This is a genomic window from Saccharothrix syringae, assembly GCF_009498035.1.
Classification (GTDB): Bacteria; Actinomycetota; Actinomycetes; order Mycobacteriales; family Pseudonocardiaceae; genus Actinosynnema; species Actinosynnema syringae.
The window spans coordinates 6,726,559-6,744,582 of the sequence record NZ_CP034550.1 but is presented as its reverse complement, the minus strand read 5'-3'; the positions used below and the strand labels follow the sequence as shown (position 1 = coordinate 6,744,582).

Genomic DNA, 18,024 nt, shown 5'->3' with positions numbered 1-18,024 from the left:
ACGAAGCTCACGTCCACCACGCCGCAGGTCCCGTGGCGCCGGAAGCGACACCACGGGACCTGCGGTGGGTCAGCCGCCGATGGCGAGGGCGAAGACGTGCATCGCCACGCTGCCGCTCACCGCCTTCTCGCTGATGTCCGGCAGCGTCACGTACCGCACGGTCTTGCCCGCCTGGAGCGGCACCGCCGCGTAGTACAGGCTCACCCGCTGGTCCTGCCGCCCGGACGCCTTGTTGATGTAGGGCACGCTGGTGAGGACGTCACCGCCGTTCGCCACGTTGGTCCACCAGTCGGCGAAGGTGACGGTGCCCGTCCCGGTGGTGCCGTCGGTGTAGGTGACCGTCACCGTGCCGGAGGGCGCCCCGTAGTCGCCCGCGCCGATCAGGCCCAGCGTGGTGCCCGAGCCGGTGATCGCGATGGTCTGCCCGCCGGCCACCACGTTGTCCGGGGTGCCCGGCGCCGCGTCCGGCCAGGTGAAGTTCAGCCCGTTGTGGGTGAACGCGGCGCCGGGGGTGAGGCTGGGCGTGGCGGCGGCCAGCGCCTGCGCGGAGAAGCTGGAGCCGTCACCGTCGAAGTCGCCCGCGGCGGTGTTGCCGTCGTCGGTGACGGCCACGTTGTTGAACGCCGCCGCCAGCGATGGGTACGGCGGGTGCGGCAGCACCAGCGTGGTCGCGTCCGAGGAGCTGCCCGGCCCGTTGGCGGAGGTGAAGCGGACCAGCGCCGAGAGGCCGAACCTGCCGGGCCGCGCGGTGTCGGGGACGTCCACCCGCCAGGTCGTCCGCACCGTCCGGCCCGCCGCCACCCTGGCGAACGTCGACGGCGAGGTCGCGCGCACCGTCCAGCCGTCCGGTGCCTCCAGGCTCATCGAGACGTGCCGCAGCCCCGATCCGCCCGCCGGGTTGGGCAGGGTGGTGGTCGCGGTGAACGTCGAGCCCGGTTGGATGGTCGTCGGCGCGTCGAGCGTGAACGGCTGCTTGACCACGATCGGCGTGGTGCCGGTGACCCCGTCGACGGTGACGCTGACGGTCGCCGCTCCGGGCGCGACCGCGGTCACCGTGCCGCGGTCGTCGACCCTGGCCACGTCCGGGTCGCTGCTGCGGTAGCGGACGCGGGCGTGCCGGAGGTCGACGAACGACTGGTCGTTGTTGACCGCCTCGACGACGTGGTCGGCGGGCGCGTGCCGGTCCGCCTGCGCGGTGACGTCGGCGATCCACGGGTTCCTGCCGGTCAGGTCGAAGCGCTCGCCCGGGCTGAACACGACGTGGTCGGGCTGGACCGTGACGTGCCGGACCCTGGGCGTGATCGAGCCCGTCACGACCACGTCCGCGGAGCCCTCCAGGTGGCCGGAGTCGGGGCCCACGCCGAACGCGTACCGCCCGTTGTGGACGACCTGCCGCAGGCGCTGCTGGTCCCACGTCGCGAGGTCGGCCACGCGCACCGGCATCGTGAGGTGCCGGGTCTCGCCGGGGCGCAGCACCGGGGTCTTCCGGAAGCCGGCGAGCCGCTGACGGGGCAGCTCCACCCCCGCGACGGTGAACGGGGTGGCCACGTACAGCTGGGCCACGGCCGCACCCGGTACCGCGCCGGTGTTGGTGACGTCGACCCCCACGACGACGCTCCCGTCGGCGGTGACGGCGGCCGAGTCGGTGGTGACGTGCGAGTACCGGAACGTGGTGTAGCTCAGCCCGTGCCCGAACGGGTAGCTGGGCGTGCCGGTGAAGTACTGGTAGGTGCGGCCGAGGCCGCCGGTCTGCGACGGGGTCAGCCCGTAGTTCTTCAGGTCCGGCAGCTGCGCGTCGTCCCGGTACCAGGTGAAGTTCAGGTGCCCGCTCGGGTTGTGCTCCCCGAACAGCACGTTGGCCAGCGCGGTGCCCTGGCCCTGGCCGTTGTAGCCGCTGAACACGACGGCGGGGAAGGCGTCCCGCACGTCGTCGAGCCGCACCGGGCCGCCCGCCTGCACGGCCAGCGCCATCCGCTGGTTGCCGACCGCCCGGACCTGCTCGATCAGCGAGCCGTAGTTGCCCGGCATGGCCAGGGTGGCGCGGTCGCGCCCCTCGCCCGCGACCCGCTCGTCGGTCCCGACGAACACGACGACCAGGTCGGCGGTCCGGATCGCGGCCAGGGTGTCCGCGGCGCAGGCGGCGGCGGTCGTCGCCCTGGTGGACGTGCCGCAGGCGTCGAAGACCACCGAGGCGCCCGGGTTGGCCGCCCGCACCGCCGAGGTGATCCCCTGCACCGCGTTGACCCGGAACGTCGGATCACCCGAGTAGCCGCCCAGGGTCACCTTGTTCGCCAGGTCGCCGACCACGACCACGTGGCCGAGCTTCGCCGGGTCGGCGGGCAGCAGCGGGTCGGCCGTGCCCGGCACCGGGTCGTTCTCCAGCAGCACCAGCGAGTTCGTCGCGACCTCCTCGGCCAGGTCGCGGTGCGCGGGGCTCTCGATCCGGTCCTTGGTGATCCGGGTGTAGGGCACCCGGTCCCGCGGGTCGAACTCACCGGTGCGCATCCGCAGCGTGAACACGTGGGTCAGCGCGTCGTCGACGACCCCCTCGTCGAGCACGCCCGCGGCGATCGCCTCCCGGATGTTGCGCGGGGTGGCCTCGGCGCCGGTGCAGTTGAGCTGCGTGCCCGCGCGCAGGGCGTACGCCTGGCCGCCCGCCGCGCCCGACACCTGCCCGCCGGTCGCGGTGTTCGTCCACACCGTGGCGCCGGCGGCCGTGGCGGTGGTCCAGCCCGGCGGCGCCCAGTTGTGGCCGCCCGGCGAGTAGATGTCGCCCACCGCGCCGCAGTCCGAGGTGGTGTAGCCGTCGAACCCGTAGGTGCGCTGCGCGAGTGCGTTGGCGGTGTAGGTGTCGGCCGGGGCCGGTGTCCCGTTGATCGCGTTGTAGGACGTCATGAGGCCGGAGACGCGCGCCTTCTCGACCAGGCTGCGGAACTGCGGGGTGTAGTAGTCGCGGATGTTGGCGTCGGTGGTGTCCGAGCTGTCCGCGTGCCGGTTGTCCTCCACGTCGTTGAGCGCGTAGTGCTTGGCCGTGGCCGCGACCTTCAGGTAGCGCGACGTGGGCTGCCCGTTGCGGGTCTGGCCCTGGTAGCCGTTGACGAACGCCCCGGCCATCCGCGCGACCAGGAGGGGGTCCTCGCCGAACGCCTCGTCGGTGCGCCCCCACCGGGGGTCGCGGTCCATGTTGACCGTGGGCGCCCAGTAGGTCAGCGAGCCGTAGTTGTCCGGGGACGGGCCGAGGTTGTTCTGGGCGACGCCCCACAGCGACGGGTCCAGCACCGCCCGCGCCTCGTCGGAGATGGCCGTGGTCTCCCGGTAGACCAGCTCCGGGTCCCAGGACATGGCGGCGGCGAAGTTGGTCGGGAAGCTGGTGGCGTGCACGCCGCCGCCGACGCTGCCGTGGTCGGTGTTGGCGCCGAGGGTGTTGAGGCCGTGCTGGCCCTCGCTCCAGTAGGTGTACTGCTGCACGCCCAGCCGGGGGATCGCGGGCGCGCTGCTGGTGCGCAGCTGCGGGACCTTCTCGTCCAGGCTCATCCGGGACACCAGGTCGGCGGCGCGTTCGGCGAAGGTGTGGTGGGTGTCCAGGTAGATCGGTGGGACCGCGGCCGGCGGTCTCGCGGTGTCGGCCACGGCCGCCGGGACGGTCGCCGCGGCGAGCAGCACGGCGGCCGCGGCCACGCCGACCCGTCGTCGACCGGGATGGGCTGAAGACATGACTACCTCCGGGATCGGGCACGGGTGCCGCGGGCATCACGGGAGTTGTCGCCACGCGGACGTCGTCGGCGGTGTGGCGCAGAACACACGTTTCGCCGTGTTCAGGCGGAAGTCAACGCCACATCGGCGCAACCGGACGCGTCCCGGTGCCGAAGTCGGCGTAACCGGAAGGGGCCCCGGTTATCGTGTCGGGATGCCGCCCACCTCGCCGGCCGACGTCGACGTGCCCATCACCCTGCGCAACCTCGGCCGGGTGCGGGTGCTGGGGGCCCTGGTCCGGGCGCACCGCCTGTCCCGCACCGACCTGGTCCGCCGCACCGGGCTGGCCCGGGCCACCGTGGGATCGGTGACCGCGGACCTGATCAGGTCCGGCATCGTCACCGACGAGGGCGCGATCCCCGGGGGCAACCCGGGCACCGGGCGCCCCCCGCGCGCGCTGGCGCTCAACCCGGCCTCGGCCTACGCGGTCGGCGTGGACATCGGCCACGACCACATCCGCGTCATGCTGTGCGACCTCGTCGGCGCACCGGTCCGGGACCACGTGCTGCCGCGCGCGGTGGACCACGACGCGGCCGCGGTGCTGACCCGCACGGCCGAGCTGGTCGACCAGGTCCGGCGGGAGGCCGGCGTGCCCGCGGACCGCGTCCTCGGCGTCGGCGTCGGGATCGCGTGCCCGGTCGACCGGGACGGCGCGCTGCGCGCCGAGGGCATCATGCCGGGCTGGGTGGGCGTGCGGCCCGCCGAGGAGCTGCACGGGCGCACCGGCTTCCCGGTGTCCCTGGTCAACGACGCGAACGCGGGCGTGCTCGCCGAACACCGCTACGGGGCGGCCCGCGAGTCCGGCGACGTGGTCTACCTCAGGCTGTCGACGGGCATCGGCGCCGGCCTGCTCTGCGCGGGCCGGCTCCTGCTGGGGTCCGGCGGCCTGGCGGGGGAGCTGGGCCACCTGTCCGTCGAGCCGCACGGCCTGATCTGCCGGTGCGGCAACCGGGGCTGCCTGGAGACCGTCGCCAACCCCACCGCGATCACCCGCCTGCTGACGGCCGTCGCGGGTGCCGCCGTGTCGACGGCGGACCTGGTCGACCTCGTGCGGGCGGGCGACCGGGGCGCGATCCGGGCGGTGGCGGACGCGGGGGAGGCCGTGGGGCGCGCGCTGGCCCAGGCCGTCACCATGTTCAACCCGGAACTGGTCGTCATCGGCGGCGAACTGGTCGCCACCGGCGAGGTCCTGCTGGAGTCGGTCCGCAACGCCGTCCGGCGCAACGCGATGGGCTCGCACACCCAGCGGCTGCGGGTGGTGCCCGGCGCCCTCGGCGACAGCGCCGGCGCCCGGGGCGCGGCGGCCCTGGTGCTGAACGACGCCCCGGAACGGCTGGCCGCGCTGCTCGCGGGCTGACCGCGGGTCGGCGACCCGGCCCCGGTGCGGGCGCGCTCGGTCCCGCCGTCCGTCCGGCGGGTGGCCACCGGCCCCGCCGGTCGAGCGGCGGGGCCGGTCCTGGCGACGGGGTGTCAGCCGGTGAACTGGACGGTGCGCTCGATCATGTCGCGGTTGCGGCCGGTGGTGGAGGGCCACTGCTCGTAGACCAGCGTGGCCTGCTGCCCGGTCTCGCTGCTGGAGGCGCCGATGAGCTGCGGGTAGCCGACGGTCTTGCCCGCGTCGGCGGTGAGCAGCGTGGTGGCCGGGCCCCAGGTGATGCCGTCGGTGCTGGTCTTCGCGTACACGTGGGTGTCGTCGCCCCAGTTCTGGTAGAGCAGGACGAACCGGTCGAGGTGGGTGTTCCAGGTGAGGTCACTGCCGGAGATGTCGGAGCCCAGGGTGGACAGGGGCTTGAGCTTCCCGGCGTCGGTGGCGGTGGGCATGGGCACGGTGAAGGCGCTGCCGTCCCAGCCCTTCCAGGTACCGGGCGCGGCACCGGGGTCGGTCGAGGCGTAGGCGACGCCGTGCCCGATGCCCAACCACCGCTTGCCGACCGGGTCGTAGACCACCGAGTTGATCTCGTAGCCGCCGTTCTGGGCCTTCTGGGGCTGGGGCGTGCCGATGATCTGCCCCTTCTTGGTCCAGGTGACGCCGTCGTCGGTCGAGACCGCCAGGCCGGTGGAGTTGTACTCGTAGCCGGTCACGCCGTCGGCGAAGACGTGGTCCTCGGCGTGGTAGAAGCCGTAGATGGCCCCCGACGGGTCCCCGGGGTCGCGCACCGCCTGGAACAGCCACGCGCCGTTGCCGTCGAAGCTCCCCCGGGGTCCGGCGCCGAGCACGGCGGTCGTCGGGTCGACCGGGCTCATCGTGTCGAGCGTCTGCCCGGTGCTGCGGTAGTCCACGCCGTCGACCCAGAACGCGAGGTTCGCCGTGCCCGCGGCGTCGGGCAGGTACGGGAAGGTCGAGTCGTTGGCGTACCACCGCACCTGGCTGTCGGGGATCGGAACGACCTGCGGGGCGCCGAGCGCGGTGGTGGTCGCGGCGCTCGCCGGCGCGGCGGCGGAGGCGAGCAGGATCGCGGTCACGGCCAGCACGGGGGCGGTCCACCGGGTCCGGGGGTTCATGCGCATGGGGGTTCACTCCTGGTCGGTCGTATTCGTTGCTTGTTTCTGGCGGACGAACGATAAGACCGGCGGGGTTGGGCGTGAATATAATCCATTCGAGTGAACGGAGGGGGAACTTTTGTTTTCTTGTGACTCTGACCTGCGCTGATGGCGTCAACTACGGCTTTTTGTGTCTCCGCTCACGGTGGCTCCGGTCACTTATTCAATTCTTAAGTCCTCATCAGGAATCTCTGTGGTGGAATTCTCGGGGGCCGGGCGGCCGGATCGCGCCGAAAACCTGTTGCCCGGCGGTCGCGGGCTGGGCATCATGGTCGACGTGCAGCAGTGACCAGTGACGCCCGGAGAGGCCGACGGCGGGTTCGAGTTCCTCCCCGCCGCCCTCCGCCGTGCCGTTCGAAGCCCGCACCGCGGAATCGGTGCGGGCCGCACACCACTGGTCCCGAGGCGGTGCACCACGCCTCCCGCACGAGCACTGGAGTCCACCGAAACCATGAGCGACCTCCGCCGTACCGCCCTGCCCGCCGACCGCCCGGGGTCCGGCACCGTCCGTGAAGCGCTCTGGGTGGTCGACGACCTCGGCCTGCCCGCCGTCCGCGCACCGGAGGCGCCCACCCGCGAACGCATCCACGTGCCACTGGCCGGACGCGACCGGCGGCGGGTGTTCGAGGGCGAGGAGCACGTCCACGGCCCGTCGTCCGGCCGCGGGCGCCACGGCGCCCGGCAGGGCCGCGTGCGAGCCCGGCGGGAGCGGCACCTGGGCACCGGGGCCCGGTACGCCGCGCTCCGCGCCCGACTCCGGGGCCGGGGTCGCCGCCGACTGTGAACGGCCGTCACCGGTGCCCGCGTGCGCGACGCCACCTCGCTCGACAGTCGTAAGACATAATCATTGACGGTCGTTGTCGCAGGAGCACATCATGGGTCTGCTCGTGACGCCGACCTTCGAGCGAGACTGGAGACCCCGATGTCCGCAGTGCGCAACCTCGGCGCCGTGCTGGCAGCCGCGTCGGTGCTGGTGGCCGGTGCCCCCGCCGCGGTTGCCGCACCACCGGACGCGGTGCCGTGCCTCGAAACGGCGGCCTGCGTGTCGGGGCAGCTCCCCGACGGCACCCCGTACCAGTTCGCCAAGCCGCGCCGGTGGAACGGCGTGGTGCTGGTCGACCTGGACTTCGCCGACGGCGGCCTGACCACGCCGCTGACCGGGGAGCTGGTCCGGCGCGGCTACGCCGTGGGCGGCACGACCAGGGCCGTCACCGGGTGGCGCATCGCCCGGGCGATCGACAACCAGGCCGCCGCGCTCGGGCGTTTCGAGGCGGCGTTCGGGCCCGCGCGGTGGGCGGTCGCCGAAGGCCGCTCGATGGGCGGGTTCGTGGCCGCGGGTGCCGCGCAGGTCCACCCCGGCCTGTTCGACGCCGCCGTGCCGTTCTGCGGCGGGCTCGGTGGTTCGGTCGGGCAGTGGAACCAGAAGCTCGACACCGTGTTCGCGCTGAAAACGCTGCTGTTCCCCGACGACGCCCTGCCCGTGACCGGCATCCCCGCCGACGTCGCCGGTGCGCGGCAGCAGTGGATCTCGGCCCTCGCCGGGGCGCAGTCCACGGCGGAGGGGCGGGCGCGCATCGCGCTCGCGTCCGCCATCGGCCAACTCCCGGGCTGGGGGCTCGCGGCGGACGGCACCACGCCGCCGGTGCCGGCGTGGTGGGACGCGGAGGGCATCGAGAACGGCATGTACCAGGCGTTGGCGGGTGGTCCGCTGCCCTACATCGGGCAGGCCATGAGCAGCAGGCGCGCCATCGAACAGCTGGCGGGCGGGAACCCCTCCTGGAACACGGGGGTCGACTACGGCCGGCAACTCGCGCTGGCCGAGCCCGGCCAACAGCTGGCCGTCGCGCGGCTGTACGCCGAAGCCGGGCTGGACCTGCGCGCCGACCTCGGGCGGTTGGCCGCGGCTCCCCGCGTCGCCGCCGACCCCGCCGCGGTGTCGTACCTGTCCGCGGGCATCGTGTTCACGGGTGACGTGCGCGTACCGGTCCTCACCGTCAACGGGCTCGGTGACCAGATCTCGACCGTGGCGCAGCAGCAGTCCTACGAGGCGCTGGCCCGCCGCGAGGGCAACGGCCGGCTCGTGCGCCAGGCGTACGTGCGGACGGCCGGGCACTGCACGTTCACCGTCGGCGAGCAGGTCGCCGCGATCGACCGGGTGTGGCACCGGTTGCGGACGGGCGACTGGCCCGACCTCTCGCCCCGCGCCATGAACGGGCTCGCGGGCGACGGCCGGTACGTCGACTACGCCCCACCCGTGTTCAACCGGCCGTTCGCGGGCTGACGAACCCTGGGCCGACCACGTCGGCGGTGCGGTCGGCCTTGACACGGCTCGGCGCCAACGTTAGACACTATTTCTTACGACCGCACAGTAGATGCGGTTATATCGATGACGGGAGCACCGATGCTCAAGTCTCGTAGACCCCTCCTCCCCGTGCTGGCCGCGGTGCTCGTCGCCGCGTCGGGTTGTGGCGGCGCCCCGGACGGCGCCCGGAGCCCCGCCGGGGGCGCGAGCGGCGACCGCCACGAGCAGCTTCCCCAGCGGTTCAAGGAGTCCGGGGTGATCCGCTTCGCCGGCGACTCGCACCCGCCGTACCGGGTCGTCGGTGCGGACGGCACCACGGTCACCGGCCTCGACCGCGACCTGCAGCAGGCCCTCGGCGAGGTGCTGGGCGTCCGGACGGAGACCGTCGTCGTGCCGGGGCTGCCCGCGGCGCTGTCCGGCATGCTGTCGGGCCGCTACGACGCGTTCAACGGCCCGGTGAAGGACACCGCGGAGCGGGAAGAGCAGTTCGACGCCATCGTCTGGATGGTCACCAGGACCGCCTACCTCGTCCCGAAGTCCGGCCCCGGCGGCGTCAAGGCCAGCGACGAGCTGTGCGGCAAGCGGGTCGCGGCCGTGTCCGGCAGCATCGTCGAGGACCAGATCGCCAGGCTGACCGACTGGTGCGCGAAGGCGGGCAAGCCGGCCGTGGAGTTCATCGGGCTGGCCGACACGAACGGCACGATCCTGGCCGCGCGGTCCGGCCGGGCCGACGCCGCGGGCATGACCGAGAGCGCCGCGATCGACGCGCTGGCCGCCGCGAAGGACGACTTCACCTACGTGACGCAGACCGACGAGCAGGGTGCCGGCGTCGACGAGCTGGCCATGCTGGTGCCGAAGTCGAGCGGCCTCGGACCGGTCGTGCACGAGGCGTTCCAGGAGGTCTTCGCCAACGGCGAGTACGACCGGATCATGGAGCGGTACGGCCTGCAGAACGCGAAGGTGGACAAACCCGGGCTCAACACGGCGGCCGGCCGGTGACCGCCACCGCCACCACGCCCCGCGGCGCCCCGGACGTCGACGTCGCCACCGCGCGCCACCGCCCGCGGCCGCTGCGCTGGCTGCTCGGCGCGGTCCTCGCCGTCCTCGCGGCGCAGGCCGCCTGGTTCGTCACGCACAACGACCGGTTCGGGTGGCCGGTCGTGGCCGACCACCTGTTCGACCGGAACGTGCTGGCGGGCCTGGGGACCTCGGTGCTCCTCACGGTGGTCACCATGGTCGCCGGTTCGGCGCTCGGGGTGCTGCTCGCCCTCGGCCGGCTGGCCGACTTCGGCCCGGTGCGGTGGGCGTGCACCCTCTACACCGGACTGTTCCGCGGCATCCCGCCGCTGGTGCAGCTGCTGTTCTGGTTCAACCTGGCCTACCTGCTGCCGCGCCTGTCGATCGGCGTGCCGTTCGGGCCGACGTTCCAGTCGTGGTCGACGAACGACCTGATCACGCCGCTGACCGCCGCGTTGATCGGGCTGACCCTGCACGAGGCCGCGTACATGGGGGAGGTCGTCCGCGCGGGCATCCTCTCGGTGGACCCCGGTCAGCGGGACGCGGCGATGGCCATGGGCTTCACCGGCGGGCAGACCTTCCTCCGCGTGGTCCTGCCCCAGGCGATGCGCGTGATCATCCCGCCGAGCGGCAGCCAGTTCATCTCGCTGCTGAAGGGGACGTCGCTGGTGAGCGTCATCGCCATGACCGACCTGCTGCACGCGGTGCAGACCGTCTACAACCGGACCTACGAGATCGTCCCGATGCTGATCGTGGCCTGCTCCTGGTACCTGGTCGTGGTCACCGCGCTCTCGTTGCTGCAGCAGCGCCTCGAACGCCGGTTCGGCAGGGGGCGGCGGGAGTGGTCGGCATGAGCGCGGTCACCGGCGGTCCGGTGCTGAGCGTCAGGAACATCCGGCGCAGCTTCGGCGCGCACGCGGCGCTCGACGGGGTCAGCCTGGACGTGGCGCAGGGCGAGGTGGTCGCCGTCATCGGGCCGTCCGGCTCCGGCAAGTCCACCCTCGTGCGGTGCGTGCACCAGTTGGAGCCGATCGACAGCGGGGCCATGTACCTGGACGGCGACCTGCTGGGCTACGAACGCGCCGGTGGCCGGCTGCGCCCCCTCCCGCCGCGCCGGGTGGCGGAGCAACGACGCCGGATGGGCATGGTCTTCCAGCAGTTCCAGCTCTTCCCGCACTGGACCGTGGCGCGCAACGTCACCGAGGCGCAGGTGCGGGTGCACGGCCGCAGCCGGGAGCAGGCGCGGGAACGGACCATGGAGCTGCTGGGCAGGGTCGGGCTGGCCGAGAAGGCCGAGGCGCACCCGGGGCAGCTCTCCGGGGGGCAGCAGCAGCGGGTGGCGATCGCCAGGGCGCTGGCGACCCGGCCGCGCATCATGCTGCTCGACGAACCGACCAGCGCGCTCGACCCCGAGCTGGTCGACGAGGTGCTGGCCGTGATCGGGGACCTGGCGGCCGCCGGGCTCACGATGGTCATCGTCACGCACGAGATCGCCTTCGCGCTGGAGGTGGCCGACCGCTTCGTGTTCATGGACCGCGGCCGGGTCGTCGACCAGGGCCCGGTCGCCGGCGTGCTCGGCGAGGGCACGTCGGACCGGTTGCGCGCGTTCCTGTCCCGCTACACCCAGCAGCGCGCCACCGCGCGGGAAGGGGGGACCGGTGCCTGACCCGGTGACCCTGCTGTCCGTCGGGGACCTCGTGCTCGACGAGCCGGACCCGGCGTGGTTCCTCGTCCCCGCCCGCCCGGCGCTCGCGCGCGGCGACCTGGTGATCGGTCACGTCGAGGTCCCGCACAGCACGACGGACGCGCAGGTGAGCACGGACGTCCCGGCGCCACCCGCGGACCCGGCCGCGCTGGCGGCGCTGGCCGACGCCGGCTTCCACGTGGTGACCCTCGCGGGCAACCACGTCTACGACGCGGGCCCGGTCGGCGTGGCCGACACGATCGCCCACGCGCGTGCGGCCGGGCTCGCGACGGCGGGCGCGGGACCGGACCTCGACGCGGCCAGGCAACCGGCCGTGCTCGACCGCGGCGGGCTGCGGATCGGGGTGCTCAGCTACAACCTCGTCGGGCCCCGCGAGTCGTGGGCCACCTCCCGCAAGGCCGGCTGCGCCTACGTCCGGGTGCTCACGCACTACGAGCTGGACCACGCCAGTCCGGGCGGTCCGCCCAGCGTCTACACCTTCGCCGAACCGGCGAGCCTGTCCGCCATGACCCGCGACATCCGCGCGCTCGCGTCCCGGGTGGACGTGGTCACCGTGTCCCTGCACAAGGGGGTGGGGCACACGCCGGCCGTGCTGGCGATGTACGAGCAGCCGGTCGCGCGGGCGGCCGTCGACGCGGGGGCGCACGCCGTGTTCGGCCACCACGCGCACATCATGCGCGGCATCGAGGTCTACCGCGGGCGCCCGATCTTCCACGGGCTCGGCAACTTCGTGACCGTCACCCGCGCGCTCACGCCGACGGGCGGCGACAACGCGGAACGGGCCGACTGGGCGCGCAGGCGCGTCGAGCTGTACGGGTTCGCGCCCGATCCGGACATGCCCTTCTACCCGTTCCACCCGGAGAGCCGGAACACGGTCATCGCCGTCTGCCGGTTCGACCGCGGGGGTGTCGTCGCGGCCGGTTTCGCGCCGTGCCGGATCGACGGGTCCGGCCGGCCGGTGCCGGTGTCCCGCCCGGGCGGTGGGGAGGCCGTCGCCGAGTACGTCCGGCGGATCGGCGAGGAGGCGGGCCTGGCCACGGAGTTCGACTGGGACGGTGACGAGGTCGTCCTGCCGCGCGTGGGCCGGGAGCCCCGCGCTCAGCCGGCGTAGTCGCTGCCGTGTCCGCGCACCAGGGCAGCCGCGTCCTCGTCGTACCGGCCGACGACCTGCTTCACCCGCTGCTCGGCGAGCAGCGCCAGCCCGTCGTACAGCTCCGTGAACAGCGCCTTGGCCCGCGCCCTCGGCCACGGCCGCGGCAGCAGGGTGGCGGGCAGGTCCGGGTCGAGGCTGGAGAACCGGCGCCAGGCGTCCATGAGCGCCGTGCGCGCCACCAGGGCCTCGGCCGTGCCGATCCGGCCCTCCGACATCCGCAGGCGCACGGCCGAGTACTCGTCGATCAGCGCGACGTACCCGTCGCGCAGCGCGTCGAGGTTCCAGGCGTTGATGGGGTGGCCGCCGAGGGGGCTGCCGTCGACCAGTTCCGCGCGCAGCACCGTGGCGGAGTCGATGGCGAGTTCGGACAGCACCGCCGTGATCTCGGCGACCCGGTCGTGCGGGCAGACCCACACACCGTCGAAGAGGGACGCGAACCCGAGCCAGCTCAGCCGCGTGCGCAGGGCGTGGCGCAGGTCCCGCTGCTCCTCGGGCACCGAGAACACCGCGACCGTCCACCACCCCGGCCACGGCTCCTGCGCCGCGCCGAACGCCACGATGTGGCGCAGGCCGTCTTCGAGGACCTGGGCCGCGCGCCCGCTCAGCGCGTAGGACGTGCGCCGGCCCTCCCGCGACAGCTCCAGCAGCCCCCGGCGGGCGAGCCTGCTCAACGTGGCCCGCGCGCTGATCTCGGTGATGCCGAACTCGCCCAGCAGCGCCACGAGCGCGGCGGAGGGCAGGGGAGCGCGCTGTCCGTACCAGTAGTCGCCGAGCAGGGTGAGGAGCAGGTGTTGAGGACTGCCGCCGGACTGCATCCTGGGGAGTGCCGGCATGTCGTCGCGAGCTGCGGCCATGGAATCACCCTACAGTCGCGACGGGGAAAGCTAGACACTTTTCGGTGCGATCGTCCCTATATGTGTCAAGTGAACTGGGTGGGTCGCGTGGCCGTTCACCCGAAGGGGTCAGGGCATCCGACGGGTCGTGTGGTGGCGGACCAGGTCGACGTCGTCCGGGGCGAGTTCCAGCACGATCTGCCGGACCCGGTGCTCGGCCAGCGGTCCGAGCCCGTCGTACACCTCGGCGAACAGCGCGCGTGCGGTGTCGCGGGGCCAGTCCGCCGGCAGCAGCTCGTGCGGGAGGTCCGGGTCCTTCCAGCGGAACGTCCGCCACTCGTCCATGACCCGCGTGCGGCTCACCAGCGCCTCGGCCGCGGTGACCCCGCCCGCTCGAACCCGCTCGGCGAGCGGGGCCGCGGTGTCGACGAACCCCTCGTACAGGCCGCGCACCTCGTCGAGGTCCCACGCCCCGGTCAGCGGCCGGCCGGCGACGGGGCCGTCGGTGCGCAGCACGGCCGCGCTCGTCACGCCGAGGGCCTCCAGTTCGCGGAGGGCGTCGTCGGCGGGCGCGGTCGGCGAGATCCAGAAGCCGTCGAAGACGGGTGCGAACCCCAGCCAGCGCAGGCGCGTGCGCAGTCGGTGGCGGACCTCGCGCTGCTCCTCCGGGACGGAGAACGCGACGGTCGTCCACCTGCCGTCCCACGGCCGGGACACCGCGCCGAACGACAGGACCCTGCGGACCGAGTCGCCCAGCGTCGCCGCCGCGGCGCCCTCGACGCCGTAGAACGTGCGGCGGCCGTTGCGGTGCACGGTGACCATGCCGCGCCGGGACAGCCTGCCCAGTGCCGCCCGGCTGCTGCTCTCGCTGATCCCGAACTCGGCCAGCAGCCGGACCAGCGCCGCCGACGACGCCCGGCCGCCGGTGGACAGCCAGTAGTCCGCGTAGAGCGTCATCAGCAGGTGCTGGGGCGCGCCGCCGTGCTGCCGGAGGGCCGGCGGGTCGGAGCGGGAACCGCGCTGGGCGGCGGATCGCGGCGTGGCCGTCACGACCCGCGATCGTACAGGTGGGATGCCGACCGTCATGGAATGTGCCGGTCGTGACCGAGGAGGTGCGCAGGTGACCGGACAACCACTCGCCGGCCGGACGGTCGTCGACCTCACGACCGCGCTGGCCGGGCCCTACGCCACCCTGCTGCTCGGCGGGCTCGGCGCACGGGTGATCAAGGTGGAGAACCCGCGGACGGGCGGGGACCCGTCGCGGGGCAACGCCCCGTACCTCGGCCGGGACGGGCTCGGCCTCGGGCGGGTCCACGACGACGACGTGTCGGTGTCGATGCTGCTGCGGGGCCGGAACAAGGAGAGCGTGACGCTCGACCTCAAGCACCCCGAGGGGCGCGGCGTCCTGACCGACCTGGTGCGGCACGCCGACGTGCTGGTGGAGAACTACAGCGCGGGCGTCACCGCGCGGCTCGGCATCGACCCAGAGTCCGTGCTGGCGGTCAACCCCCGGCTGGTCTACACGTCGATCAGCGGCTTCGGCGCCCGGGGCGGGCCGGCCAAGGCCATGGACACGATCGTCCAGGCCCTGTCGGGGATCATGGGCACCGCCGGGCGGGAGGGCGACGACCCGGTCCGCCACGGCCTGCCGGTCGGCGACCTGGTGGCGCCATTGTTCGCGGTGATCGGCACGCTGGCCGCGCTCGCGCAGGCCGACCGCACCGGGGCGGGGCAGCACGTGGACGTCTCGATGCTCGGCGCGCTGACCTCGCTCGTCGCGTGCGAGCCGTTCGACGCCTACGCGGCCGTCGGCCTGGCGCAGCGCACCGGCTCGTTCGTGCCGAGGCTCGCGCCGTTCGGGCTGTTCGAGGCCGCGGACGGGTGGCTCGCCCTGTGCGGGCCGACCGACCGGTTCGCGGCGGGGGTGTTCGGCGCCATGGGGGAGCCGGCGCTGGCCGCCGATCCCCGGTTCGCGACGAGGGACGCGAGGGTGGCCAACGCGGCCGTGCTGCACGAGCTGATCGGCCGGTGGGCGGCCGGGCGGCGGCGGGCCGAGGTGGTGGCGCTGCTCGTCGACAACGGCGTGCCCGCCGCCGAGGTGCGGGAGCCCGCCGAGGCCGTGCGCGACCCGCTCGTCCGCGCGCGCCGCGAGGTGGTCGCGCTGACGCACCCGGTCCACGGCGCGACGGCGGACATCTCCGCCACCGGTGTGCCGATCGTGTTCTCCGGCGCCCACGTCGGGTTCGACCGGCCGGCTCCCGCGCTCGGCGAGCACAACGACCTGGTGTACGGGGACCTCCTCGGCTACCGCGGCGACCGCCTCGCCGCACTGCGCGCGGACGGGGTCATCTGACCGTGGACACCCCTCTGGAACGACTGGTCGACCACTACGAGCGGCGCTACCCGGTCGAGGCCGGCGGTTTCGTGATCGGCTGCGTCGGCCAGGACGTCCCGGTCGAGCTGGTGACGGCGGCGGGCGCGCTCCCGGTGCGCCTGGCGGGACGACCCGGCACGGACGTGGCGGCGGGGGAGACCTACCTGGGCCGGGGCGTGGACCCGGCGACCCTGTCGGTGCTGACCCGGCTGCTGGCGGGGGAGTACGGCAGGCTCGACCGGCTCCTGGTGTCACGGGACTGCGAGGGCTCGCTGCGGCTGTTCTACGCGGTGCGGGAGCTGCGGCGCCTCGAACCCGGGCTGGGGCTGCCGGAGACCCACCTGGTCGACGTGCTGCACCTGCCCCACTGGACGACCACGCGGTACGTCCGGGGCCGCTTCGCCGAGCTGGTCGCCGTGCTGGAGCGGTGGACCGGCACGCGGCTGACGGAGCAGCGGATCGCGTCGGCGATCGCGCTGCACGACGAGCGGCGCGAGCTGTGGCGCGCGGTGTCCGCGATGCGGCGGGACCTCCGGCTGACCGGGGTGCAGGCGCTGGCCGCGTTCGGCGCCGTCCTGCCCGTGGCGGAGCACAACCGCCTGCTGCGCCAGGTCCTGGAGTCCGACCCGGACGTCCACGCGGGACGGCGCGTCTTCCTCACGGGCAGTTCGCACGACAACCCGGACGTGTACCGGTCGCTGGAGGGTGCGGGGGGCGTCGTGGTCGGCGAGGACCACGACTGGGGGGACCTCCTCGCCGCGCGGCTCGTGGGCGAACCGACCCTCGCCGCGCTCGTCGAGCGGTACCAGTACAACGGTCCCACCGCCGCACGCGCGTCGATCGCGGCGCGCGCGGCGCACACGGCGCGCGCGGCCGTCGACCGCGGAGCCGAACTGGTCGTGTCCTACGTCCGGCGCAACGACGACGCGCCGCCCTGGGACTTCCCGGCGCAGCGGGAGGCGCTGCGCCGGCACGGCATCCCGGCCGTGCTGGTCGACCGCCAGGAGTACGGCTCGATCGACCTCGCGGAGGTGTTCGTTGGTTGAGAAGCTGCTGGCATCGGCCGCGGAGGCGACCCGGTACCAACGCGAGTGGTTCCACGGCCTGCGCGAGTCCGCCGCCGGGGGCGGCCCGCTGGCGCTGGTCAACGCCGACGCCCCGCAGGAGATCTTCCGCGCGATGGGGATCCCGTACGTGGTCAACCAGTGGTGGGCGTCCGTGGTGGCGGCCAAGCGGCGGGCGCCCCACCACCTGGAACTCCTGCGGGAGCGCGGTTACCCCGACCACACCGAGCAGTACAGCTCGATCCCGCTCGCGTCGCTGTTCGACCCCGATCCGCGCGACGCGCCGTGGGGTGGCCTGCCCCGGCCGACGATCGTGCTGGGCGAGACCGTCGGCGACGGCACCCGCAAGATCTTCGACGTGTGGGGCAGCCAGCCGGGCATCACCTACTACGCGCTGGAGAGCGCCGCCGAGAACGCGGTCCCGGTGAACTGGTGGGACCTGATGCCGCACGACTGGGAGAAGGCGGTCGGCACGGCGCGGCTGGACCTGATGGTGTCCGAGCTGGAGAACCTGATCCGCTTCCTGGAGACCACCACGGGCCGCGTGTTCAGCGAACGCGCGCTGCGGCGGGTCCTCGACCTGGTCAACGAGCAGGCGGAGTGGAACAGGCGCACCCGCGACCTCGTCGCGCGCACCACGCCGACCCCGCTCGCCGTCACGGACGGCATCCCGAGCGTCATGATCCCGCAGTGGCACCGGGGGACGGAGTGGGCCCGCGACGCCGCGCGGCGGTTCAACGAAGAGGTGGAAGCCCGCGTCCGGGCCGGCGCGGCGGTGTGCGAGGACGAGCGCGCCCGGCTCATGTGGATCGGCCGGGGCCTGTGGTACGACATGGACTTCTACCGCAGGTTCGAGCAACGCCACGGCGCGGTCTTCGTGTGGTCCATGTACCTGGCCGTAGCCGCCGACGGGTACCCGCGCTACGGCGACGACCCGCTCAGGGCGCTCGCCGCCCGGTTCGCCGCCTTCAACGACCAGCTGTACACACCGCCGTGGTCCAGCGAGTGGTACGTGAAGGAGGCGAGGCTCCACCGCGTCGACGGCGTGGTGCACCTGGTGTCCGACGACGCCAGGGGCGGTTACTTCACCAACCGGGCCCTTCGCGCGGCCGGCATCCCGGTCTACGAACTCCACGCCGACAACGTCGACACCCGCTCTTACCGGGAGTCCGCGGAACCGGCGCTGGAGGACTGGCTGGAGCGGGAAGTCCTCCGGTGACGACCGCGACTTCCGGGCGTCGGGCGGTGAAGGCGGCCCGCACGGTGAGGTCGGGCACGGTGG

At 73.7% G+C, this 18,024-nt stretch carries 14 protein-coding genes; 10 read left to right on the top strand and 4 right to left on the bottom strand.

Annotation, left to right across the window (positions count from 1 at the left end; genetic code table 11):
- Positions 1-69: 69 nt before the first annotated feature.
- A complete protein-coding gene (locus EKG83_RS28780; protein WP_033433839.1) occupies positions 70-3,714 on the bottom strand; it encodes a glycoside hydrolase family 3 C-terminal domain-containing protein in 3,645 nt (1,214 codons plus the stop codon).
- 193 nt (positions 3,715-3,907) lie between these two features.
- Between EKG83_RS28780 and EKG83_RS28775 the strand changes: the two genes are divergently transcribed.
- The gene (locus EKG83_RS28775) at positions 3,908-5,110 is read left to right on the top strand and encodes an ROK family protein (protein ID WP_051766585.1); all 1,203 of its coding nucleotides are present in this window, start codon (positions 3,908-3,910) and stop codon (positions 5,108-5,110) included.
- Between the two features lie 113 nt (positions 5,111-5,223).
- Here the strand turns inward: EKG83_RS28775 and EKG83_RS28770 are convergent, their stop codons facing one another.
- Positions 5,224-6,261 (bottom strand): hypothetical protein, encoded by a 1,038-nt coding sequence (locus EKG83_RS28770; protein ID WP_033433840.1) that lies wholly within the window; start codon positions 6,259-6,261, stop codon positions 5,224-5,226.
- A 484-nt stretch (positions 6,262-6,745) separates the two neighbouring features.
- Here EKG83_RS28770 and EKG83_RS28765 point away from each other — a divergent pair, with 484 nt between their 5' ends.
- The 6 genes from EKG83_RS28765 to EKG83_RS28740 all read left to right on the top strand — a co-directional run bounded on the left by EKG83_RS28765 (position 6,746) and on the right by EKG83_RS28740 (position 12,429).
- Positions 6,746-7,078: a hypothetical protein gene (locus EKG83_RS28765; RefSeq protein WP_033433841.1), complete on the top strand. Its 333-nt coding sequence runs from the start codon at positions 6,746-6,748 to the stop codon at positions 7,076-7,078.
- 138 nt (positions 7,079-7,216) lie between these two features.
- On the top strand, positions 7,217-8,575 hold the full coding sequence (locus tag EKG83_RS28760; protein WP_051766586.1) for an alpha/beta hydrolase family protein: 1,359 nt from the start codon (positions 7,217-7,219) through the stop codon (positions 8,573-8,575).
- 105 nt (positions 8,576-8,680) lie between these two features.
- Positions 8,681-9,595: a transporter substrate-binding domain-containing protein gene (locus tag EKG83_RS28755; protein ID WP_228122255.1), complete on the top strand. Its 915-nt coding sequence runs from the start codon at positions 8,681-8,683 to the stop codon at positions 9,593-9,595.
- Entirely contained in the window at positions 9,592-10,467 is an 876-nt protein-coding gene (locus tag EKG83_RS28750) for an amino acid ABC transporter permease (RefSeq protein ID WP_033433843.1), read from the top strand. Before EKG83_RS28755 ends, EKG83_RS28750 begins: the two co-directional genes overlap by 4 nt.
- The gene (locus EKG83_RS28745; RefSeq protein ID WP_033433900.1) at positions 10,464-11,279 is read left to right on the top strand and encodes an amino acid ABC transporter ATP-binding protein; all 816 of its coding nucleotides are present in this window, start codon (positions 10,464-10,466) and stop codon (positions 11,277-11,279) included. The genes EKG83_RS28750 and EKG83_RS28745 overlap by 4 nt, the downstream gene beginning before the upstream one ends.
- On the top strand, positions 11,272-12,429 hold the full coding sequence (locus EKG83_RS28740; protein WP_228122254.1) for a CapA family protein: 1,158 nt from the start codon (positions 11,272-11,274) through the stop codon (positions 12,427-12,429). Before EKG83_RS28745 ends, EKG83_RS28740 begins: the two co-directional genes overlap by 8 nt.
- Here the strand turns inward: EKG83_RS28740 and EKG83_RS28735 are convergent.
- Together EKG83_RS28735 and EKG83_RS28730 are read right to left on the bottom strand one after the other, a co-directional pair.
- A complete protein-coding gene (locus tag EKG83_RS28735) occupies positions 12,417-13,325 on the bottom strand; it encodes a PaaX family transcriptional regulator (protein WP_033433845.1) in 909 nt (302 codons plus the stop codon). The genes EKG83_RS28740 and EKG83_RS28735 overlap by 13 nt on opposite strands.
- 108 nt (positions 13,326-13,433) lie before the next feature.
- Positions 13,434-14,354, bottom strand: coding sequence for a PaaX family transcriptional regulator (locus tag EKG83_RS28730; protein ID WP_211269204.1), 921 nt, complete (start codon positions 14,352-14,354; stop codon positions 13,434-13,436).
- A gap of 70 nt (positions 14,355-14,424) precedes the next feature.
- Here EKG83_RS28730 and EKG83_RS28725 point away from each other — a divergent pair, with 70 nt between their 5' ends.
- The 3 genes from EKG83_RS28725 to EKG83_RS28715 are packed head-to-tail and all read left to right on the top strand — an operon-like array spanning position 14,425 to position 17,961.
- Positions 14,425-15,657: a CaiB/BaiF CoA transferase family protein gene (locus EKG83_RS28725; protein WP_033433846.1), complete on the top strand. Its 1,233-nt coding sequence runs from the start codon at positions 14,425-14,427 to the stop codon at positions 15,655-15,657.
- Positions 15,658-15,659: 2 nt separating this feature from the next.
- Positions 15,660-16,724, top strand: a complete 1,065-nt coding sequence (locus EKG83_RS28720) for a 2-hydroxyacyl-CoA dehydratase family protein (RefSeq protein ID WP_228122253.1) — start codon at positions 15,660-15,662, stop codon at positions 16,722-16,724.
- Positions 16,717-17,961: a 2-hydroxyacyl-CoA dehydratase family protein gene (locus tag EKG83_RS28715; RefSeq protein ID WP_033433847.1), complete on the top strand. Its 1,245-nt coding sequence runs from the start codon at positions 16,717-16,719 to the stop codon at positions 17,959-17,961. Before EKG83_RS28720 ends, EKG83_RS28715 begins: the two co-directional genes overlap by 8 nt.
- Positions 17,962-18,024 lie beyond the last annotated feature (63 nt).

What these genes read in the sequence shown, in the direction of transcription:
- EKG83_RS28780 (WP_033433839.1), bottom strand. Translation starts at nt 3,714, where the DNA reads ATGTCTTCAGCCCATCCCGGTCGACGACGGGTCGGCGTGGCCGCGGCC.
- EKG83_RS28775 (WP_051766585.1), top strand. Translation starts at nt 3,908, where the DNA reads ATGCCGCCCACCTCGCCGGCCGACGTCGACGTGCCCATCACCCTGCGC.
- EKG83_RS28770 (WP_033433840.1), bottom strand. Translation starts at nt 6,261, where the DNA reads ATGCGCATGAACCCCCGGACCCGGTGGACCGCCCCCGTGCTGGCCGTG.
- EKG83_RS28765 (WP_033433841.1), top strand. Translation starts at nt 6,746, where the DNA reads ATGAGCGACCTCCGCCGTACCGCCCTGCCCGCCGACCGCCCGGGGTCC.
- EKG83_RS28760 (WP_051766586.1), top strand. Translation starts at nt 7,217, where the DNA reads ATGTCCGCAGTGCGCAACCTCGGCGCCGTGCTGGCAGCCGCGTCGGTG.
- EKG83_RS28755 (WP_228122255.1), top strand. Translation starts at nt 8,681, where the DNA reads ATGACGGGAGCACCGATGCTCAAGTCTCGTAGACCCCTCCTCCCCGTG.
- EKG83_RS28745 (WP_033433900.1), top strand. Translation starts at nt 10,464, where the DNA reads ATGAGCGCGGTCACCGGCGGTCCGGTGCTGAGCGTCAGGAACATCCGG.
- EKG83_RS28735 (WP_033433845.1), bottom strand. Translation starts at nt 13,325, where the DNA reads ATGGCCGCAGCTCGCGACGACATGCCGGCACTCCCCAGGATGCAGTCC.